This window comes from Larkinella punicea (assembly GCF_003334855.1).
GTDB lineage: Bacteria > Bacteroidota > Bacteroidia > Cytophagales > Spirosomataceae > Larkinella > Larkinella punicea.
On sequence record NZ_QOWE01000023.1, the window covers coordinates 42,770 to 60,528 of the forward strand.

Annotated in this window: 10 protein-coding genes; 6 read left to right on the plus strand and 4 right to left on the minus strand. The window is 52.9% G+C overall.

What is annotated here, in order from left to right; translation table 11 throughout:
• Positions 1 to 21 precede the first annotated feature (21 nt).
• From DUE52_RS24230 to DUE52_RS24240, 3 genes are all read right to left on the minus strand, one after another.
• Positions 22 to 1,473 carry a RagB/SusD family nutrient uptake outer membrane protein gene (locus tag DUE52_RS24230; RefSeq protein ID WP_114408659.1) on the minus strand — a complete coding sequence of 484 codons (1,452 nt, stop codon included), beginning with the start codon at positions 1,471 to 1,473 and terminating at the stop codon, positions 22 to 24.
• A 12-nt stretch (positions 1,474 to 1,485) separates the two neighbouring features.
• Positions 1,486 to 4,413 (minus strand): SusC/RagA family TonB-linked outer membrane protein, encoded by a 2,928-nt coding sequence (locus DUE52_RS24235; RefSeq protein WP_114408660.1) that lies wholly within the window; start codon positions 4,411 to 4,413, stop codon positions 1,486 to 1,488.
• 163 nt (positions 4,414 to 4,576) lie between these two features.
• Positions 4,577 to 5,947 (minus strand): Gfo/Idh/MocA family protein, encoded by a 1,371-nt coding sequence (locus tag DUE52_RS24240; RefSeq protein ID WP_114408661.1) that lies wholly within the window; start codon positions 5,945 to 5,947, stop codon positions 4,577 to 4,579.
• A 240-nt stretch (positions 5,948 to 6,187) separates the two neighbouring features.
• Here DUE52_RS24240 and DUE52_RS24245 point away from each other — a divergent pair, with 240 nt between their 5' ends.
• Positions 6,188 to 7,210: a LacI family DNA-binding transcriptional regulator gene (locus DUE52_RS24245; protein ID WP_114408662.1), complete on the plus strand. Its 1,023-nt coding sequence runs from the start codon at positions 6,188 to 6,190 to the stop codon at positions 7,208 to 7,210.
• A gap of 19 nt (positions 7,211 to 7,229) precedes the next feature.
• On the opposite strand, the gene DUE52_RS24250 is transcribed toward DUE52_RS24245, so the two are convergent.
• Positions 7,230 to 8,708: a xylulokinase gene (locus DUE52_RS24250; protein WP_114408663.1), complete on the minus strand. Its 1,479-nt coding sequence runs from the start codon at positions 8,706 to 8,708 to the stop codon at positions 7,230 to 7,232.
• Between the two features lie 188 nt (positions 8,709 to 8,896).
• Between DUE52_RS24250 and DUE52_RS24255 the strand changes: the two genes are divergently transcribed.
• The 5 genes from DUE52_RS24255 (at position 8,897) to DUE52_RS24275 (ending at position 17,708) form a co-directional block, all read left to right on the plus strand.
• The gene (locus tag DUE52_RS24255; protein ID WP_114408664.1) at positions 8,897 to 9,172 is read left to right on the plus strand and encodes a peptidase associated/transthyretin-like domain-containing protein; all 276 of its coding nucleotides are present in this window, start codon (positions 8,897 to 8,899) and stop codon (positions 9,170 to 9,172) included.
• Positions 9,173 to 9,374: 202 nt separating this feature from the next.
• Complete coding sequence (locus tag DUE52_RS24260; RefSeq protein ID WP_114408665.1) at positions 9,375 to 13,403, plus strand: hybrid sensor histidine kinase/response regulator transcription factor; 4,029 nt, start codon at positions 9,375 to 9,377, stop codon at positions 13,401 to 13,403.
• A 153-nt stretch (positions 13,404 to 13,556) separates the two neighbouring features.
• A complete protein-coding gene (locus DUE52_RS24265; protein WP_133299937.1) occupies positions 13,557 to 14,729 on the plus strand; it encodes a hypothetical protein in 1,173 nt (390 codons plus the stop codon).
• 484 nt (positions 14,730 to 15,213) lie between these two features.
• On the plus strand, positions 15,214 to 16,422 hold the full coding sequence (locus DUE52_RS24270; RefSeq protein WP_229312293.1) for a serine hydrolase domain-containing protein: 1,209 nt from the start codon (positions 15,214 to 15,216) through the stop codon (positions 16,420 to 16,422).
• Between the two features lie 65 nt (positions 16,423 to 16,487).
• Positions 16,488 to 17,708 (plus strand): serine hydrolase domain-containing protein, encoded by a 1,221-nt coding sequence (locus DUE52_RS24275; protein WP_114408667.1) that lies wholly within the window; start codon positions 16,488 to 16,490, stop codon positions 17,706 to 17,708.
• Positions 17,709 to 17,759: the final 51 nt, after the last annotated feature.

The following is a 17,759-nucleotide window of genomic DNA, read 5'->3' on the forward strand; positions in this document are numbered from 1 at the left end:
AGGATAGTCATTCGAAAGTCACTACAAGGGGTTCTGTTTCAGGTTGGAATTTAAGATAATTTCTGCTTCCGGAATCAGGTGAACCACTTGTTTGTCGGTCGCCGGAACGGTTTGCTGGCCGGTTGTAGTGTTGTGATAACCGGGATAATTCCGAACCAGGCTGCGGCCATTGCGGTAGAGGTCATACGCCCGGTGGCCCTCAAACGCCAGTTCGAGCCGACGTTCCTGCAACACGACGTCCAAAACCGTCGGCAATCCTTTCAGATCGGTTGCTGAATACAGTTCGGTGCCGGTCAGCCCCGCCCGTTGCCGAATCAAATTGACATCCGCGATGGCTTTGTCCGTGGCCCCGGTTTTGGCGTAGGCTTCGGCCCGGTTCAGGTATACTTCCGAAAGCCGCAGCAAAATCGGTGAGCTGAGCGTCGCAATACCGCCCTGGTTGGAAAACTTCGTGACGTATACTTTGTCGATGCCGTTCCGCTTTTCCTGCGCTCCCTGCGCGGTCAGTTTCCGAACCAGAAACGTCCGCCGTTTGTCGTTCGCATTTTTATTCACCAGATCCTGATAGTCCTGCGACGCGTAAACCTCGCCCCAGCCGACGCCACCCGGTGAGGTGTAGAGCATCGAACCCAGTGAACTCCAGGCACGGTCGTCTTTCAGCGTGTGTTTGATCGCCAGAATAACTTCCTTGTTCTGCTCGTTTTCCACCGTGTAAAAATCGGGAACCTGCGTCGGTGTCGCCAGCGTAAAGCGGTTTTCTGCAATCACCAGATCGGCGTATTGGATGGCGTTGGCGTTGTCGTTCATGTACAGATACACCCGCGAAAGCAGCGCGTTGGCGGCCGCAGCCGTGGCATAACTGCTGGTGCGCGTCACCGTCATCAGTTTGGCGGCTTTCTGCAACTCGCTGACGACAAACGCATAGACCTCTTTCACCGTCGCCCGGGCGGCATTGTCGTCTGCTTTCGTGTCGGTTTTGATGATCACGCCCAGATTCGTTTCCGGACTTTGGGCATACGGCCGTCCGAAAAGCCGGACCAGCTCGAAATGGACCATGGCGCGCAGAAAGATGTTCTCGCCCAGAATCTGATCCATTTCTTTCGATGTTCCTTCCTGAACGGCCGCAATCACTTTGTTGGCGCCGACAATAACCTGATAGGCTTTGCGGTAAATCTGGAGCGCGTTGGCCTGATCGGAGGTGTGCCGGTAGGTATACGTCAGAAAAAGCGCATCGGTAGTGGTGCCGCTGAGGGTCAGGTTATCACCCGGATATTCGTTCATAATGAACAGGTTACGGGTGTAGTCGGATTCTTTCAGGAAGGTGTAATTTCCGTCGGTAGCCGCCCGCAGGCCCTGCGCCCCTTGCAGAATGGCCGACTCAGATAAACCGTTGTACGGGGTTGTATCAATTTCACAGGAGGTGGTTACCACCACACAGCCCAGCAACAAAAAGCGCGAAAGAGAGAAGTTCATGGGTGTTGATGATTAAAAGTTAAACTGGAGACCAAAAACCAATTTCCGGCTGAACGGGTATTTCGTACCCACTTCGCCCGTCTCGGTTACGTCCGGGTCAATACCCGAAAACTTCGTGATCGTGAACACATTATCCGCCGAAACCGACAACCGAACGCCGTCCAGTTTGGCTTTGCTGACCAACGCCGTTGGCAAATCGTAGGTCAGGCTGATGTTCCGCAGACGGAGGTAATTGCCGTTTTCCAGAAACCGTGACGACGGGCGTTGGGCGTTGTTGTTGCCACCGATAACGTACTTCGGATGCGTGGCAATGTCGCCGGGTTGTTCCCAGCGGCTCCAGCCATCCTGCAAGGCCATGAGGTTGTAGCGGTCGTAGGCACCGTCGTTGTCGAACAGGTTCCGGTCGCCGTTGTAGAGGATAGAACCGGTGCTGTAGGTAAAGAAAGCGTTCAGTTCCAACCCTTTCCAGCTCAGCACCTGCCGAAAACCGCCGAACAGTTTGGGGTTCGCGTTGTTGCCGATAAACTGGATGGTCGCGTCGTTGTAGTTATTGGTCGTGGTGCTGGTACCGTCGGTACCTACTTTTTCCCAGAGTGGCCCACCGGTTTGCGGATCGACGCCCATCCACCGGCGCATATACCAGCTATTAAGCGGCTGATTGAGCGCATAAGGACGCTGGCCGTTGGCGACTAGCACGCGGTCGCCATAAAGAGCCGTCACCTCGTTTCGGTTCATCCCGGCATTGATGTCCATCCGCCATTTCAGGGCGGTTTTCTGCAAAATGTCGGCCGATAGCACCACTTCAAGACCTTTGTTGCGAACAGCGCCCACGTTTTCCGTAATGAACGTGTAACCGCTGGTGGCCTGGAGCGGGCGGTTGAACAAAAGGTTGTTGGTCAGGCGGTTGTAGAGATCAACGGTGAGCGAAAGGCGGTTCCACAAACTGGCGTCAATCCCGAAGTTGGTATTGTTCGACACTTCCCACGACAGGTTCGGGTTTTCGATGCGGGTCGGATAGGCCGACGGAATTCCGGCGTACTGGCCCGTCAGGTTGTATAAACCCTGCGACGCATAATCGTTGATGCCGTCGGCGTTGCCGGTGGTTCCGTAGCTGAGCCGGAATTTGAGGTTGGTCAGCAACGGATTGCTGCGCAGAAAGGCTTCGTTGGAGGCATTCCAGGTCAGGCCAACCGCGTAGAAGTTGCCGTATTTTTTATCCCGACCGAACTTGGACGAACCGTCCCGGCGGAACGAGGTTGTAACGAGGTATTTATCCTGGTAGCCGTAGTTGGCCTGAAACAGATACGAGGAGAACGCATTGTCGGTTTTGGTTCCGCCGATGGTTTCGGGTTGCGAGGTTGCATCCAGAATGCTCAGGCCGGAGAAAATGCCTTTTCCGGTTGCCGCCAGCGACTCGTAGTAGTAGGTCTGGTATTCGTAACCCGCCAAACCGTCCAGTGTATGCCCGCCGTTGAAACTATGCCGGAAGCGCAACAGGTTCGAAGTCAGCAAAGTATAGTCACGGGTGTTGGTTCTGGACAGCCGTCCCTGCACATCCAGCGCGCTGGGGCCGCGCATGTCCTGACTGCTCTGGCTGCCGTAATAGCTGGTTTGGGCGCGGTTGGTGGTCGTCAGCGTCAGCCAGGGCAATACGTCGTATTCGGCTTTGAACAACAAGTCGCCCGACAGCGTGTTTTCCTTGAACGTATTAAACTGGCGATTGTAAATGAAGTTGGCGTTATCGCGGCCATACCATTTTTTCGCGCCCGTTACGGGGTTGTAGGGTTGGCCGTTGTAGTACGGATCGTCGTACGGCAAATAGGTATAAGCCGCGTAAAGACCGCCGTTGCTGTTGTCGTACCCACGCGTCGATAACCCGGCTCCGTTGACGTTCACCCGGAATTTGTCGCTGATGTTGTGGCTGAAGTTCAGCCGTGCGCCAAACCGGTCGAGGCCGGTTCCCTGCAAAATGCCCTGTTCCTTGTAGTAGTTTCCACTCATGAAGAACTTGGTTTTGTCACTGCCGCCCGACGCACTCAGTTCCGCGAGCGTGTTGCTGGCCGTCCGGAAAGCCTGATCGAACCAGTTGGTATTGGCGTTGGCTTCGGGTGTGGGCAAATAATCATTGAGAACACCCGTTGGCCGGTCGCGCTGAAACACCCGTTTCTGCAAATCATACAGTTGCGGACCGTCCAGCAATCCGAAATTACCCAGGCTCAGCGTGCCGACGCCCTGGTTCAACCGGGCGGTCAGGCGGGTTTTGCCGGAAGCACCCCGTCGGGTGGTGATCACGATAACGCCGTTGGAAGCCCGTGCGCCGTACAAGGCCGTTGCCGAGGCATCTTTCAACACGGTGATCGATTCAATGTCGCTGGGGTTGGGAATACCGCCAATCACACCATCAACCACATAAAGCGGATTGGAACTGGCCGTGAGCGTTCCAACACCCCGAACGAGCACTTTGGGTGTGCTGCGGGGGTCGCCGGAACTGTTGCCGACAAAAACCCCGGCGGCTTTGCCCTGTAACATCTGACCGACGCTGTTGGCCGTTACATCTTTCAACTCTTTGGCGGTCACCACCTGCGCCGAACCCGTCAGGTTGCGCTGGTTGGTGGTGGTATAGCCCATCACGACCACCTCGTCGAGCATGGTGTCGGCTTTTTTGAGAGTAATCTCGACTGTCGTGCGGTTTCCGACCGTTACGGCGGTTCCCTGATAGCCAATCGAACTGATTTCCAGCACGTCGGCTGGCGTCGTGCGGACGGTAAAGGCGCCTTTGTCGTCGGTGGTGGTGCCCTGCGTGGTGCCGCGAACGATGATGGTCGCGCCGGGCAGCGGTTGCCCGGCATCGTCGCGGATGGTGCCCCGCAGGCTTGACTGCGCATAACCGCAAACGGTTATGGATAGCCACAGGAGTAAACTTACGGAAAGCTGTTTCATGGGTTGGAAGATTGATAAAGTGGAGTATTAAGAAGCAGAAGGCAAAGGGCTTAGGGCATTCGGTAAAGGCAAGGGGAGGGTAGCCTGGTCATGCTTACCGGGTCAAAACCAGACGGTTCTGACCCGGTAAGCATGACCAGGTAGGGTAGTTGAGCAAATCAGATCAATAAATTTCGTTCAGACCGAAAATGGGGCGGTTCGTCTTCCATTTTCCCCGCGTGAAATCCGGGATTTCGATGGGTTTGCTGCCCTGCGCAATGGATTGTTCGGATAAAGGACTGATGGCACTCCAGACGGCGGCATCATAGACGTCGATCGGTGGGGCGGTTTGGGCTTTGATGGATTCGATGAAGGCGCGCATCACGAAAAAGTCGATACCGCCGTGGCCGCCACTCTGGGCCGTTTTGCCGTGTTGTTTCCAGAGCGGGTGGTCGTATTTATCCTGATAGGCCGCGAACGGTTCCCACTGGTGCGGTTTCGGGCTGGTTCCTTCCAGGTAAATCGTTTTGCCGTCGTCCATCCAGATGCCCTGCGTTCCCTGCGCCCGGAAGCCGAGCGAATAAGGCCGGGGTGAGTTCGTGTCGTGCATGATGATGATGTTTTCACCATTCGCGCAATTGACCACGGTGGTAACTACATCGCCCAGCTTGAAATTGACTTTGGCGTTGGGATGATCGGGGCCACCTTTATCGACCACATATTTGTGCAGGCTGCGGGCTTTGGTGGCGGTTGAGGTCAGGGACAAAAACCGGTTGCCCCGGTTGATGTCCAGCCAGTGGGCAACCGGCCCCAAACCGTGTGTTGGGTACAAGTCGCCGTTGCGATCAACAGAGTGCTGGGTCCGCCAGCGGGCTTCGGAATAGCCTTTGTCTCCAAATTCGACCCCTTCTTTGCCCATGCCGCCATTAAACTTGACGTTTCGCAGGTCGTGCTGGTACCCGCAGTGGGCGTACAGCATTTCGCCGAACATGCCCTGACGGATCATGTTCAAAACCGCCAGCACATCGCGCCGGTAGCAGACGTTTTCCAGAATCATGCAATGCGACCCGGTTTTTTCGAACGTATTGACCAGATCCCAGGATTCCTTGAGCGTTACCGTTGCCGATACTTCAACCCCGGCATATTTTCCGGCTTTCATGGTGGCAACGGCCATCGGAACGTGCCATTCCCAGGGAGTGGCAATTACGACACCGTCGATGTCGTCGCGCTTGAGCATGTTCACAAAATCCTCACCGCCTTTCGTGAAAGCAACCGGCACTTTCTTGCCGCTTTTTTCGATCATGGCGTTGGTGCGGCTGATGGCTTCCGGGTCCGGATCGCAGATGGCCGTAATCACCACATCATCGCGAAACAGGGCCTGGTGGACGTGGCTGCGACCCCGCGAACCGACCCCGATAAAAGCGAGACGAACCTTTGACAAAGCCGACGGTTTCGAAGCGGCCGCGGCCGGTTCAAACAGCGAAGGAATAAAGGGCGCAGCAGCGGTGCTGAGGGCGGCCGTACGCAGAAAATTTCGGCGGGAAGAAACAGGCATAGGGGGGAGTTAGCTGAGTTGGAATATGCTTTATGTTGACGGTTTGGGTTCAATTCCATGCTGAAATTGGAGAAAAACCGACAACCGATCAATCGAAACCGGTGCTTCAGGGCGTTGATTCTGACGGTTTTGGCCTGCGCAAACGTTTGTTCAGACCTGTGCAAACGTTTGTGCAAAACCGAAGGAAATTTTGCGTTTTTTAGGAATAAGAGTAAATTGTAAGGCTGAACAGGACGCGCGATGAAGGATGTTATTACGATTAAGGAAATTGCCCGGCAATTGCATGTGTCGCCATCCACTGTGTCCAGGGCTTTGCAAAACCACCCCCGCATCAGCGCGCACACCCGCGACGCCGTTCATGCCCTCGCCGATCAGTTGAAATACCTGCCCAGCACGACGGCCCGCAATCTCCAACGGGGCCGAACGGGCGTGATCGGGATGGTGTTGCCGGAAATTCGGGAGAATTTTTTCTCGGAAGTGATCAATGGCGTGGAAGAACTGGCGTTTGAACACCAGGTGACGGTGGCGCTTTACCAATCGCACGACCGGTTCGACCGCGAGAAGCAGATTCTAACGGTGTTAGCTTCTAATCGGGTCGATGGCGTGTTGCTGTCGGTTGCCAAAGAAACGCAGCAGACCCACCACATTCAGGAATTACTGGATCGCCAGATTCCGCTGGTGTTGTTCGACCGCATTCCGCCCCACATTGCGGCCCATCGGGTCGAGTGTAATATGGAGAAAGGCGCGTATGAAGCCACCAAATGGCTGGCCCGGCGCGGTCATCGACGCATTGCGCTGCTGAACGGCCCCCACACCCTGGTAGCCAGTGAGGAGCGCTATCGGGGGTACATCACCGCGTTGGTGGAGGAAGGGCTGCCTGTCGAAAATGCCCTGATCAAGCGCAGTGACCTGACGACGCCGGAAACCGTCCTGAAAATGAATCAGCTTTTGTCATCGCCCACCCGGCCGGATGCGGTCTTGACGTTCAACGATTACGTGGCGCTGGACGCCATGCAGGTGTGCCGGAGCTACGGCCTGGTCGTCAATCAGGATATTTCATTTGTCAGTTTTGCCAATCTGCCGCTTAATATGTACCTGGAACATCCGCCCCTGGCGTCGGTCGAACAACATCCTTACCAGATTGGGTTTATGGCGGCTGAAATTCTGCTGAAGGTGATCAACGGGAAGATTGCCCCGACGGATTTGCAGAACATAATCCTGGAGCCCGAGCTGGTGGTTCGGGAGCCGAATGTGGTTTTCTGAGCGTAGATTCAAATTATGATCAGCCCACCAGCACGTTCCGCCATTTTTCGTAAGCATCGCGGTAGGCTTCCTGCGCCCGCATGTCGGGCTCGATGGTTCGGACTATTTTCAAACCGGTGAAGGCTTCCTGGCGGTTTTTGTAAATACCGAGTCCCAATCCGGCCCCTCGGGCGGCTCCCTGTGCGCCGTCGGTATTGAAAAGCTGAATTTCGGCACCGGTCAGATTGGCGAGCGTATCGCGGAAAAGCGGACTGAGGAACATATTGGCTTCTCCGGCGCGAATGGTTTTCAGACCAACACCCACTTGCTCCATGACCTGAATGCCGTAATAAAACGAAAAAACGATGCCTTCCTGCGCAGCCCGAATCCAGTGGGGAAGGCTGTGGCGCGTCAGTTGCAAACCGTGGAATGAAGCGCCTAAATCGCGGTTTTCCAGCACGCGTTCGGCCCCGTTGCCAAAAGGCAGACACAGCAAACCGTCGGAACCGACGGGTGCGTGGGCGGCCAAATCGTTCATTTCGGCGTAACCGACCGTGCCGCGCAGCAAATGATTTCGCAGCCAGCTATTCAGAATACCGGTTCCGTTGATGCAGAGCAGAACGCCGTAGCGCGGGGCTTCTGGTGTGTGGCTAACGTGCAGGAAGGTGTTGACGCGGGATTGTGGGTCGTATTTGGCCTGATCGCTGACGCCGTAGACAACGCCCGAGGTTCCGGCGGTGGCGGCAATTTCGTTGGGTTCCAGTACGTTGAGCGAAAACGCATTGTTGGGCTGGTCGCCCGCGCGGTAGGTTACGGGCGTTCCGATGGCCAGGCCCAGATCGCTGGCGGCTTTCGACGTCAGTTCGCCCTGGACGGAAAACGTCGGCTTGATGTTGGCAATGAGCGAGGGGTCGAATCCGAAATAATCCAGCAGAAAATCTGCCGGTTGTTCGTTCTGAAAATCCCAGAGAATGCCTTCCGACAAGCCGGAGGGCGTGGTAACGATTTCGCCGGTCATGCGGGCGGCTAAGTAATCGCCGGGCAGCATGAATTTATGAATTTTGTTATAAATCGCCGGTTCATTTTCCTTCACCCACGCCAGTTTAGCGGCCGTAAAGTTGCCCGGTGAATTGAGCAGGTGTTGCAGACTTTTCGTGCGACCCACGGTTTCGAAGGCTTTTTCACCGTAGGAAACCGCCCGGCTGTCGCACCAGATGATCGACGGACGCAGCACGTTCAGGTCCTTGTCGACGATCACCAGACCGTGCATCTGGTACGAAATGCCGATGGCTTTGACGTCTTCCGGTTTCACGCCGGTTTTCGACAACACGGTTTTGGAAGCCAGACAGGCATTTTTCCACCACGCATCGGGATTTTGTTCGGCATAGCCCGGCAGGGGTGCGTCAATGGGCATTTCCGATTCGGGGAAAAAAGCGGAGGCCACCACCGCACCGGTTTCAACTTCGAGCAAACAGGCTTTTACGGACGAACTGCCGACATCAAATCCAAGGAGATACATGGGGTACGCAAGGTTCAGATACAAAACGAGGTGCAAAGTACGCAGAGCGGAGAAGTTAGGCAAGCGATCAGGGTGCCGGGGCGTCATTCCGGCGGGTTGTTTTTGTGGCCGAAAACCATGAAATTAGACGAGGTGGCGTTATAAAGAACCGCTTATGGTGCCATGATACCCCGTAGAGACTCGTGTGCATGAAAAAGAATCTCTTTTTTTGTCTTTTGCTGCTGTCTTCTACCCGTTTTGGGCAACTCCTGATCGAAGGAAAAATTATAAACAGAAGCACAAAAGCACCGATCCCCTACGCCAATATTGGGATTGCCAACTCAAATGAAGGCGATTCGTTCAGCAGCAGTTCGCACTTACTGATTTATCCGGACGATAACCTGGTTATCGCCTTTTTGGCGAATTCACAGGATGGTGCTGCGTTTGATCTTCAGCGTATTGGCGAGTTATTTTATAAAAAATGATAATCAGCGTCAGGGTGATGAGTCAGAACCGTGGGACTAAATCGTATTGGTAGATCGAACTCATTTGAGGTCGAAAGGTCGATTTTAATAGAAAGAGGTTAGCTTTGCCGTGAACTTTTCTTAATCAATCAGTCAATAAACGGGCGATGCCTGTAAACAACACTTCCCCGTAAACGAAGTGGACTGAGCACCTCATTCTGGTATGAATACGTACATACCGTCTATCATACGCGTTCTGGTCTGTTTGATGAGCCTGCTGGCCTCAACTGGCTGCCTAAGGGCGCAGCCGGTTCATTTTCCTCAACCTGAACTCATTACCGACCGGCAGGGACTACCGCAGGCCTTTGTACCCGCTATCCTTCAGGATAAACAAGGCTTCATCTGGGCGGCTACCCGTGACGGTCTCTGTCGATACGATGGATACCGATTCAAAGTCTTCCAGCCCGACCCCGATGGGCGCCCTTCTCTTTCCTTTGCCGGACTGAACCAAATTGAACTGGACAAGCACGGACGTATCTGGATCGCTTCCGAGCGGGGAGAAATTGATGTGTTCGATCCACGGACCGAAACGTTCACCAACTTTTCCCGGCTGGATGCTTTTCGCCGACTGGTAAAACCCGGCACTACGTATTATGGTTTGTACATCGACCGACAGGATCGACTGTGGCTGACGGTTATTGGTTACGGTGTTGTTTGTTGGGATATCAATAAAAAACAGGGCACCTGGTTTCGTCACCAACCTCAGCAAGTCGCGTCCATCAGCGCCGATAGCGTGTACAATGTAGCGGAAGGGGCAGATGGGAGAATCTGGCTGGCCACGACGAAGGGACTTGATCAATTTGAGGAAGCCACCCTCCGGTTTAAGCACCTGCGACACCAGCCGGGCAATCCGCAGTCGCTGCCGGAAGACTTTTTAACCCGCGTATGCCTCCGGCCGACCGGAGAACTCATCCTGTTCTCTCAGCACTACCTAACCCTGTTAAAACCCGGAACGGGACAGTTGCGCTCCTATCGGCTGCCAGCCCAGGGTGACGAATGGTTAGGTCATAAAGTGGCTATCGACCGAACGGGTACCGTCTATTTCGACCAGAATAATATTCTGTTTCGGTTCACCGAACAGGAGGGCGTCCAGATTGCTACCCGCTGGAATCAGCATAACGAAGGGTGCAGTAGTTTACTCATCGATCGAACCAATGTCTTATGGGTCGGCACCGCCGGGGCTGGTATCCGCACCTACGACTTGCAACCCAACCCCTTCCGGAAGCGCCGGTATCATCGGGGCTTTTATCAGGATCTGCTCGCCAACGATTCACTGTCACTGGATTTGCCGCCGGTTTCCCGGTCAGCCCAAGCCACCCTGAGTGGCTTAAGCAGCTACAATTTTCGCTCGACTTTCGATGCCACGGGCCGATTCTGGTTTAACGTGGGTACGTTGACGATGTACCGGCTGGACGGTAAAACCAACAAGACGGCGTATTTTCCGCTGCCAACCCGAACCGTCAGAAACAAATCCGGTGATGTTCCCTGTCCAATGGCTACGGATTCCCAGGGCCGCATTTGGGCGGTCTACGGCTCTGATGCCTTTTGGTTCGATGAGCAGACAGGACTCTGGACCCGTTTCCCGTTCCCGATTCCGTACCAACCCGGAAATGCCATTATGGAATTTGTGGCAGATAATCAGGCTCTCTGGCTGGCTAGTCAGGCGGGAGGATTATGGCGTATCGATCGTAGAACCGGCCAGAGACAGCAGTTTGTCAACCACCCCAAAGATCAGGGCTCGCTGAGCAGCAACATCTTATACTGTCTATCGGCCGATCCCGCCGACTCCAACCGGCTGTGGATTGGTACCTTTGGGAATGGTCTGTGTCTGTTCGATAAACGAACGGGTCGATTCCGCCGGTTTGCCCAGGCTGATGGCTTGCCCAATAATGTGATTTACTCCGCAATCCCTGACCCATACGGGTATGTATGGATCGGCACCAACAAAGGGTTATGCCGGATGAATCGCCGGACATTTACCACGCAGACTTTTACGCACGATGACGGCATCATGGCCGACGAATTTAACCGGTATCACTACGTTCTGTTCCCCAAGCGTGGGACCGCTGACGGGAAAATTCTGCTGGGCGGTCTGGAAGGGTTCACCTTTTTTTCTCCCCAACGGATCGGTCAGGATGCGTTTGAACCCGCTGTTGAACTGACCGAACTACAAGTCGATAAGCAAATCATTCAGCCGGAGATTCCGTATGCTGACGGCACGGACTCCGCTACGTCCGCCAACCGATCCGTATTGGGCATACTGCCCATTCAGGCTACCGATCAACTTACCTTACACTACAATCAGAACTATCTGACCGTGAGGTTTGCTGCCCTGCAATTCAATCGGCCGGCCAAAAACCGGTATCGCTACCGATTGGAAGGGCTGGAAGAGACCTGGACGGAAACGGTCCGGCCTGAAGCCATTTATACCAACCTGCCACCGGGGGATTATACGCTGGTGGTGAATGCGTCTAACACATCGGGTCGATGGAGCCGTCATGTGCGCAAACTGGCCCTAACCATCCAGCCACCTTTCTGGGCTAGCTGGTGGGCCATTATTCTCTATAGCTTACTGGGTTTGGGCATTGCCTGGGGTTTGCTTCAGATTTATCTAAATCGGATCCGGCTAAACCAGACGATTCGGCTCCGCCAGCAGGAAGCCGATCAGCTCCGGGCCGTCGATACGATCAAGACAAACTTCTTTACCAATATCACCCACGAGTTTCGTACACCCCTAACGCTGATTCTGGCCCCGACCGAACAGATGGCGAGTGAGAATCCGGACCCTAAAAACCAGAGACGTCTGCAAACGATTGAACAGAATGCCCATCAACTGCTGGGCTTAATCAATCAACTGCTGGATTTATCCAAACTGGAAGCCAGCGTCATGCCCATTCACGAGTCCAGAGGGAATCTTACCGAATTTATCAGTCACTGGCTGAACCCCTTAACTGACCAGGCACTAACTCAAGGGATCCGTCTACTGTTTACCTCCGAGGTAACCGGTGACTACTGGTTCGATGCCGAAAAGCTGGAACGTATTGTCTATAATCTGACGGCCAACGCACTGAAATTTACGAAAGCTGGCACGATTACCGTGTCGTTGACGGATGTTTCGGGACGTATCCGGCTAACCGTTGCCGACACCGGCGTTGGCATTTCGGCTCAACACCTTCCCCATATTTTCGACCGATTCTATCAGGTCGGTGATACCAATGCGACACCAGGTACGGGTATCGGTTTGGCGCTGGTTCAGGAACTGGTCCAACTGCAGGGCGGCCAAATTTCCGTTGAGAGCGAGCCAGGCCAGGGTACTACGTTTGTGGTTGAGTTGCCGTACCGACCTGTTGATGCGTCGGAAGCGGCACCGGACGGAATTTTTCGCTGGAACCGGGAAGCCGGCACGGATGCCTGGACGGATACGGATGAATCCGATGAACCCCGCTTGCTGGTTGTGGAAGATAATGATGAACTGGCCCGGTTTATTGCCGAAAGCCTGCCCCAAAACTATCGCATTCGGCGGGCTGTCAACGGACGCGATGGGCTGGAACAGGCGCTGGAACACGTACCTGATCTGATCATCTCGGATGTGATGATGCCCCTGATGGACGGTTTTACGCTTTGCAGTCAGTTAAAAACCGACCTGCGCACCAGTCATATTCCCATCATTCTGCTGACGGCCAAATCGTCGGTCGAGAATCGGCTGGCAGGGCTATCATTAGGAGCTGATGATTACCTGACCAAGCCTTTTCAGTTAACGGAACTTCAACTCAGGGTACGGAATCAACTGGTCAGCAAACAGCGCCAGCGGGAGTGGGTACAAGCCAGCCTGAACAATCCAGGTCCCGCTTCCACCGCAACACCCGCCGAACCTGCCGATCCCTTTCTGACGCGCTTGTATGCCTTGTTTGAAGCAAACCTGGGTGATTCCGGGTTTGGCCTCGAACAGATCATGAATGAACTGGGCATGAGCCGCACCAACCTGTTCCGTAAGGTGAAAGCCCTGGCGGGTCTGACAGCCCATGAACTGCTGCGCAATTACCGGCTCAAACAGGCGGCTCATCTGCTGCGCACAGGCGTTTCTGTCAGTGAAACGGCCTATCAGGTAGGTTTTGAGAGCCCTGCCTACTTCAGTAAATGTTTCCGGGAGCTCTATCAGATGAGTCCCAGTGAATTTGTCAATCAAGGCTGATTAATCAGCCTCTCCGCTCATCATCCCGGTTTATCGGCCTCCATTGGACCAATCCTTATGGGAAATGGATCATTTCTTATCGTTTCCTGGTGGCCTGGCGGCTTAGTTTTGCCGTGGTATAGATTGATGTCTATTCCTATGAACTAATTGACCATGAAATTACTCAACACACCCAACAAACTAAGTAGAAGAAACTGGCTACGGGATGCTGCCATGACGGCTACCAGTGCCGCTGTGCTGCCTGCGTTTCTTGCCAGTTGTAGTGATCATAAGATACCTCCGGGGGTGGGAGCGGGGGACCCGGAAGAGGCACCGTTGACAAATTTTGAGCTGTATAGCGCGGCACAAAATTTACTTCATATGAATGCATGGGTAGAGGATGTCTACCTCTACACGGGTAATTATGAACAATATGTATTAGCGATTTTAAAATCAGGCGAAAAGCCCACGGAATGGAAAGACTTTATCATCGACATCCTAACTGAAATAGCTACCGGCATCTTAGAAGTAGCGGCAGGTGAAATCCCTGGGGCGGGGCCCGCAATTGCCATTGTGAGTGATATTATTAAGAAATGGACCACTGGCGATAAACCAGCAAATTTAGATGCCGAATTTGCAGAATTTAAGCTTGGACACCTCCAAATGCAAATCGCAATCTCGAATACGCTGCTTAAACTGGCAGACGAAACGGACGATTACAAGAACTTGCGGGAAGGGTTTGGGAAGGATGTTGAATTGAATGGCAAAACCTACAGCCTGCGCGATTTGGCTACCTCACAATTCCCAACCGTTAAGCAGGGTGACGAATACACAGCTCTACGGACCGCTGCATACGACAGATTCAGAAAATATATCTGGAATGTGATGATCATGAAAGCGGGTAAGATGACCTATAGTGCTTTATGGTCCAGGAGTAATGAATCCTATGATTCGCCTACTCAATACGCACGCGATGTACATTACAGCGACGGCAGGTATAAATCAACTTATTTACGGGGCTGGTATGATTGGTTCGGAAACCTTTTCTATTACCGGTATTTTTATTTTGAGTTCGATGGTCGCGAATTATCGTCTGAGGCTGCAAAAGAACTATTTAAGGACGACACACCGGAGCACATTATAAATCCGGATGGTTTGTTCACGCGCGATTACGTATTTAAACAATTTCACAAGGAACAACCTGATTGGTTTGGCTACCACGAACTGAGAAAAGATCTACTTAAGACAAAAGGATTTACATCAGGCGATAAAAGCTTTGGTTTTGATCCTGCAGCAGATCATGCTGATCTCACCGGAGGAGATTTTCCCCTGTTAATAAAACGTTGACGCCTAGAATGAGTGCTGATCCGCACTACATTCCGGGAATCTGTTTGTCAGTTGTTTCAACTCTAGGACTTTCGCTTTTGCCCCTAAATCCCCTAAAGGGCAGGGCTGTTACGTTCTTCCGCTTTTCGCCCCCAACCCCCTAAAGGGGGCGAAAACATCCGGATTTCGAAGCCCCCTTTAGGGGGTTGGGGGCGAAAAGCGGCTCGAAATTGCCAACTTTAACGCTCCTGATTTCCAGAACTTAACAGCCCTGCCCTAAAGGGGACTTGGACACAGCTTAATCTGGATGCTATAAGTCCGGCTCCGGCCGCCTGGCCTTTAGGGGATTTAGGGGCAAAAGCGAAAGTGTAAATAATTATCAGATGTAAGCCTAAACTCATTCAACGAATATCTTCCTTTTATCACAACAAATATGTTAAATAATTCATATATCTCAAGAGGTATAGTACGCCTGAGTCTGATTTCAATTAGCTGCGTACTTTTGGTGAACTGTTCGTCGCTAATTCAGGACCATCGCCCGCTTGGTTCTGGTAGCCAGAGCCGGGTGCAGAAAGCGGTTGATAGTGTTCGCGTCGCTCTGCAAAAATCGCTGGGCGATTCGGTCCCCTCACTGAACCTGTATATCCAGACGCCTACCGAAAAAATCTTTGCCTCTTCAGTGCCAGCGGGTTATTTTCCGATCACCGAAGATGCCAACTTCCGCTTTGCCAGCAATACAAAAACCTTTACGTCTACCGCTATTCTGAAGATGTACCAGGATGGATGGCTGGACTTTAAGGCGAAGATCACGGACAATATTCCCGGCACCGCCATTCCCTATGTACCCAATACGCCAGCGTGGGATTTTCCGTATAAAAATGAAATTACAATTGAGCAACTGCTGCAACACGCTGCCGGGGTTTATGATGTTGATAATGATTCGGTTCCCGGCTTCAATGGATTATCCTATACGGCGTTTGTTCAAAATGCCGATCCGAATCATCAATTCTCTACCGAAGAAATGGTGCTTCAACTCTCCAAACACCAGTTATCCTATTTTGCTCCAACGACTGGTTATCATTATAGCAATACCGGCTATTCCATTCTCGGCTCCATCATTGCCCAGGTCTATTCGGTGAAAAGTGGCAGCGCCAAAACCTACCAGGATTACCTACTGGATCATATTGTAGGGCCAGGCACGAAGGTCCCTTTGGCTATTCGGTTTCCGGTTCTGGCCACGGATACCAAGATGCCGGTTCCCTTTCTGGGGGGCAATGAGCGGACACCCGGAGGACAAACAATTATATTCGGTGACTATAACATGAGTGCCCAGGTAGCGGAGGGTAATGGCTACAGCACGCCAGTCTCACTCAATGCGTTCGTGCGGTCGCTGATGAAAGGCGAGAACGTATTGACCCCCGAAACCGTGCAGCTCATGCAAACCGATAGTAACCCGAAAAGCGGGAACCAGTATGCTCTGGGATGCTTCTTCACGCAGAATCTGGGGTATGGTCATAACGGGGAGCGTTGTGGGACACTGTCGCTTGCCATGTATGACCCCGCTACGGATGTATCGGTCGTGGCCTTTATCAATCTGGTTGACAATAGAAACCTTACAAATGGCCCGGAAAACACATTTATCAAGTGTTTCTACGCGATATACGATGCGGCATATGGAGGTCGAAAGGCCTTAGGCTATCCGGGCAGGCCCTAGGAATTGCGTGTAGCTCCCGCTTATTGAAGAACGGTTTTTAGTCATTTTCCTCAACGCACGTTACCATGAAACGCACGTCACTGTTTACCCTGGTTACCATCCTTGTTCTGGGCGTTACAACGCTTCAGTCCTGTTTTAAAGATCATCTGCAACCTGATCCGGCCCGTGCCCAACTTCAGCAACTGACCGATAGTCTCTACCAGCATTTTAACGAAAAATGGGACCTGGAGAAAAACAAAGGCGGTTTTTTTCTCCAGGTCAACAATCCGTCCGGATCGACGCTGGTTTCCACGAACATTGAGCCGGGTGTTCAGGGAAATACCCATTACCGAATTGCCAGCTTATCCAAAATATTTACCTCGGCAGCCATTCTGCTCCTTCAGCAGGAAGGGAAGCTGACCATTACCGATTATATCCCGGATTACCTGCCTGTTACCCCCGCCTACGACATACCGAATAAGAACCAGATCACGATTAAGCAATTGCTCCAGCACCGGGCGGGCGTATTCGACATAACCAATCAGGACATTCCCACTACGGTCAGTCAACCCTACGCAGGCAAACGGTACATTGATTATATTCGGGACGACCTCAACCAGGAAACCCATACCTTCACCTTCGACGAATTGGTTGGGGTGGTCGCTCAGAACCAGTTGTCCAACTTCGCTCCGGGCACCACGTTCCAATACTCCAATACAGGCTATAATCTGCTGGGCAAAATTATTGAAAAGGCCTCGGGGGTGTCGTACAGTGATTTTATTCGGACGCGATTTCTGGAACCCTTGCAGTTGACCAATACCTATAATGTGTGGCAAGGAACCGACACACGGATGAAAGATCCATTTGTTAATTCCTACCTCCTTGTGCCCGGCCAAAGTCCGATCGATACGCCGGAAGATAACATGTCGATGAATGTAACGGAGGGCGATATGGTGTCATCGCCGGATGACATCACCAGATGGATCGAATTACTGCTAACGGGCAAAGCGGGTCTAACGCCCCAAAGCATAGCCCTGATGGAAGAAATGGAAATCGCCGACGCATCACATGGAGTGTATGGCCTGGGGCTGACCTTCAACGACGGCATGGGTTTTGGCCATGATGGTGCCCACCTAAGTTACATATCGACGCTGCGTTACAACCCGGTTACGAAGACGACGGTGCTGATGGTCGCTAATTTCATCAAAACCAACACCACACCGGAGACCAATTTCAACGATTTTCTGGAACTGGCTTTGGGCGTACGGAATACGGCTTTACGAGCGGCTCAAGTCGCGAATAAATAAGGTATTGGTGAGGATAAATAATTTCTCCCACAACAGTCAAATACCCTTCTT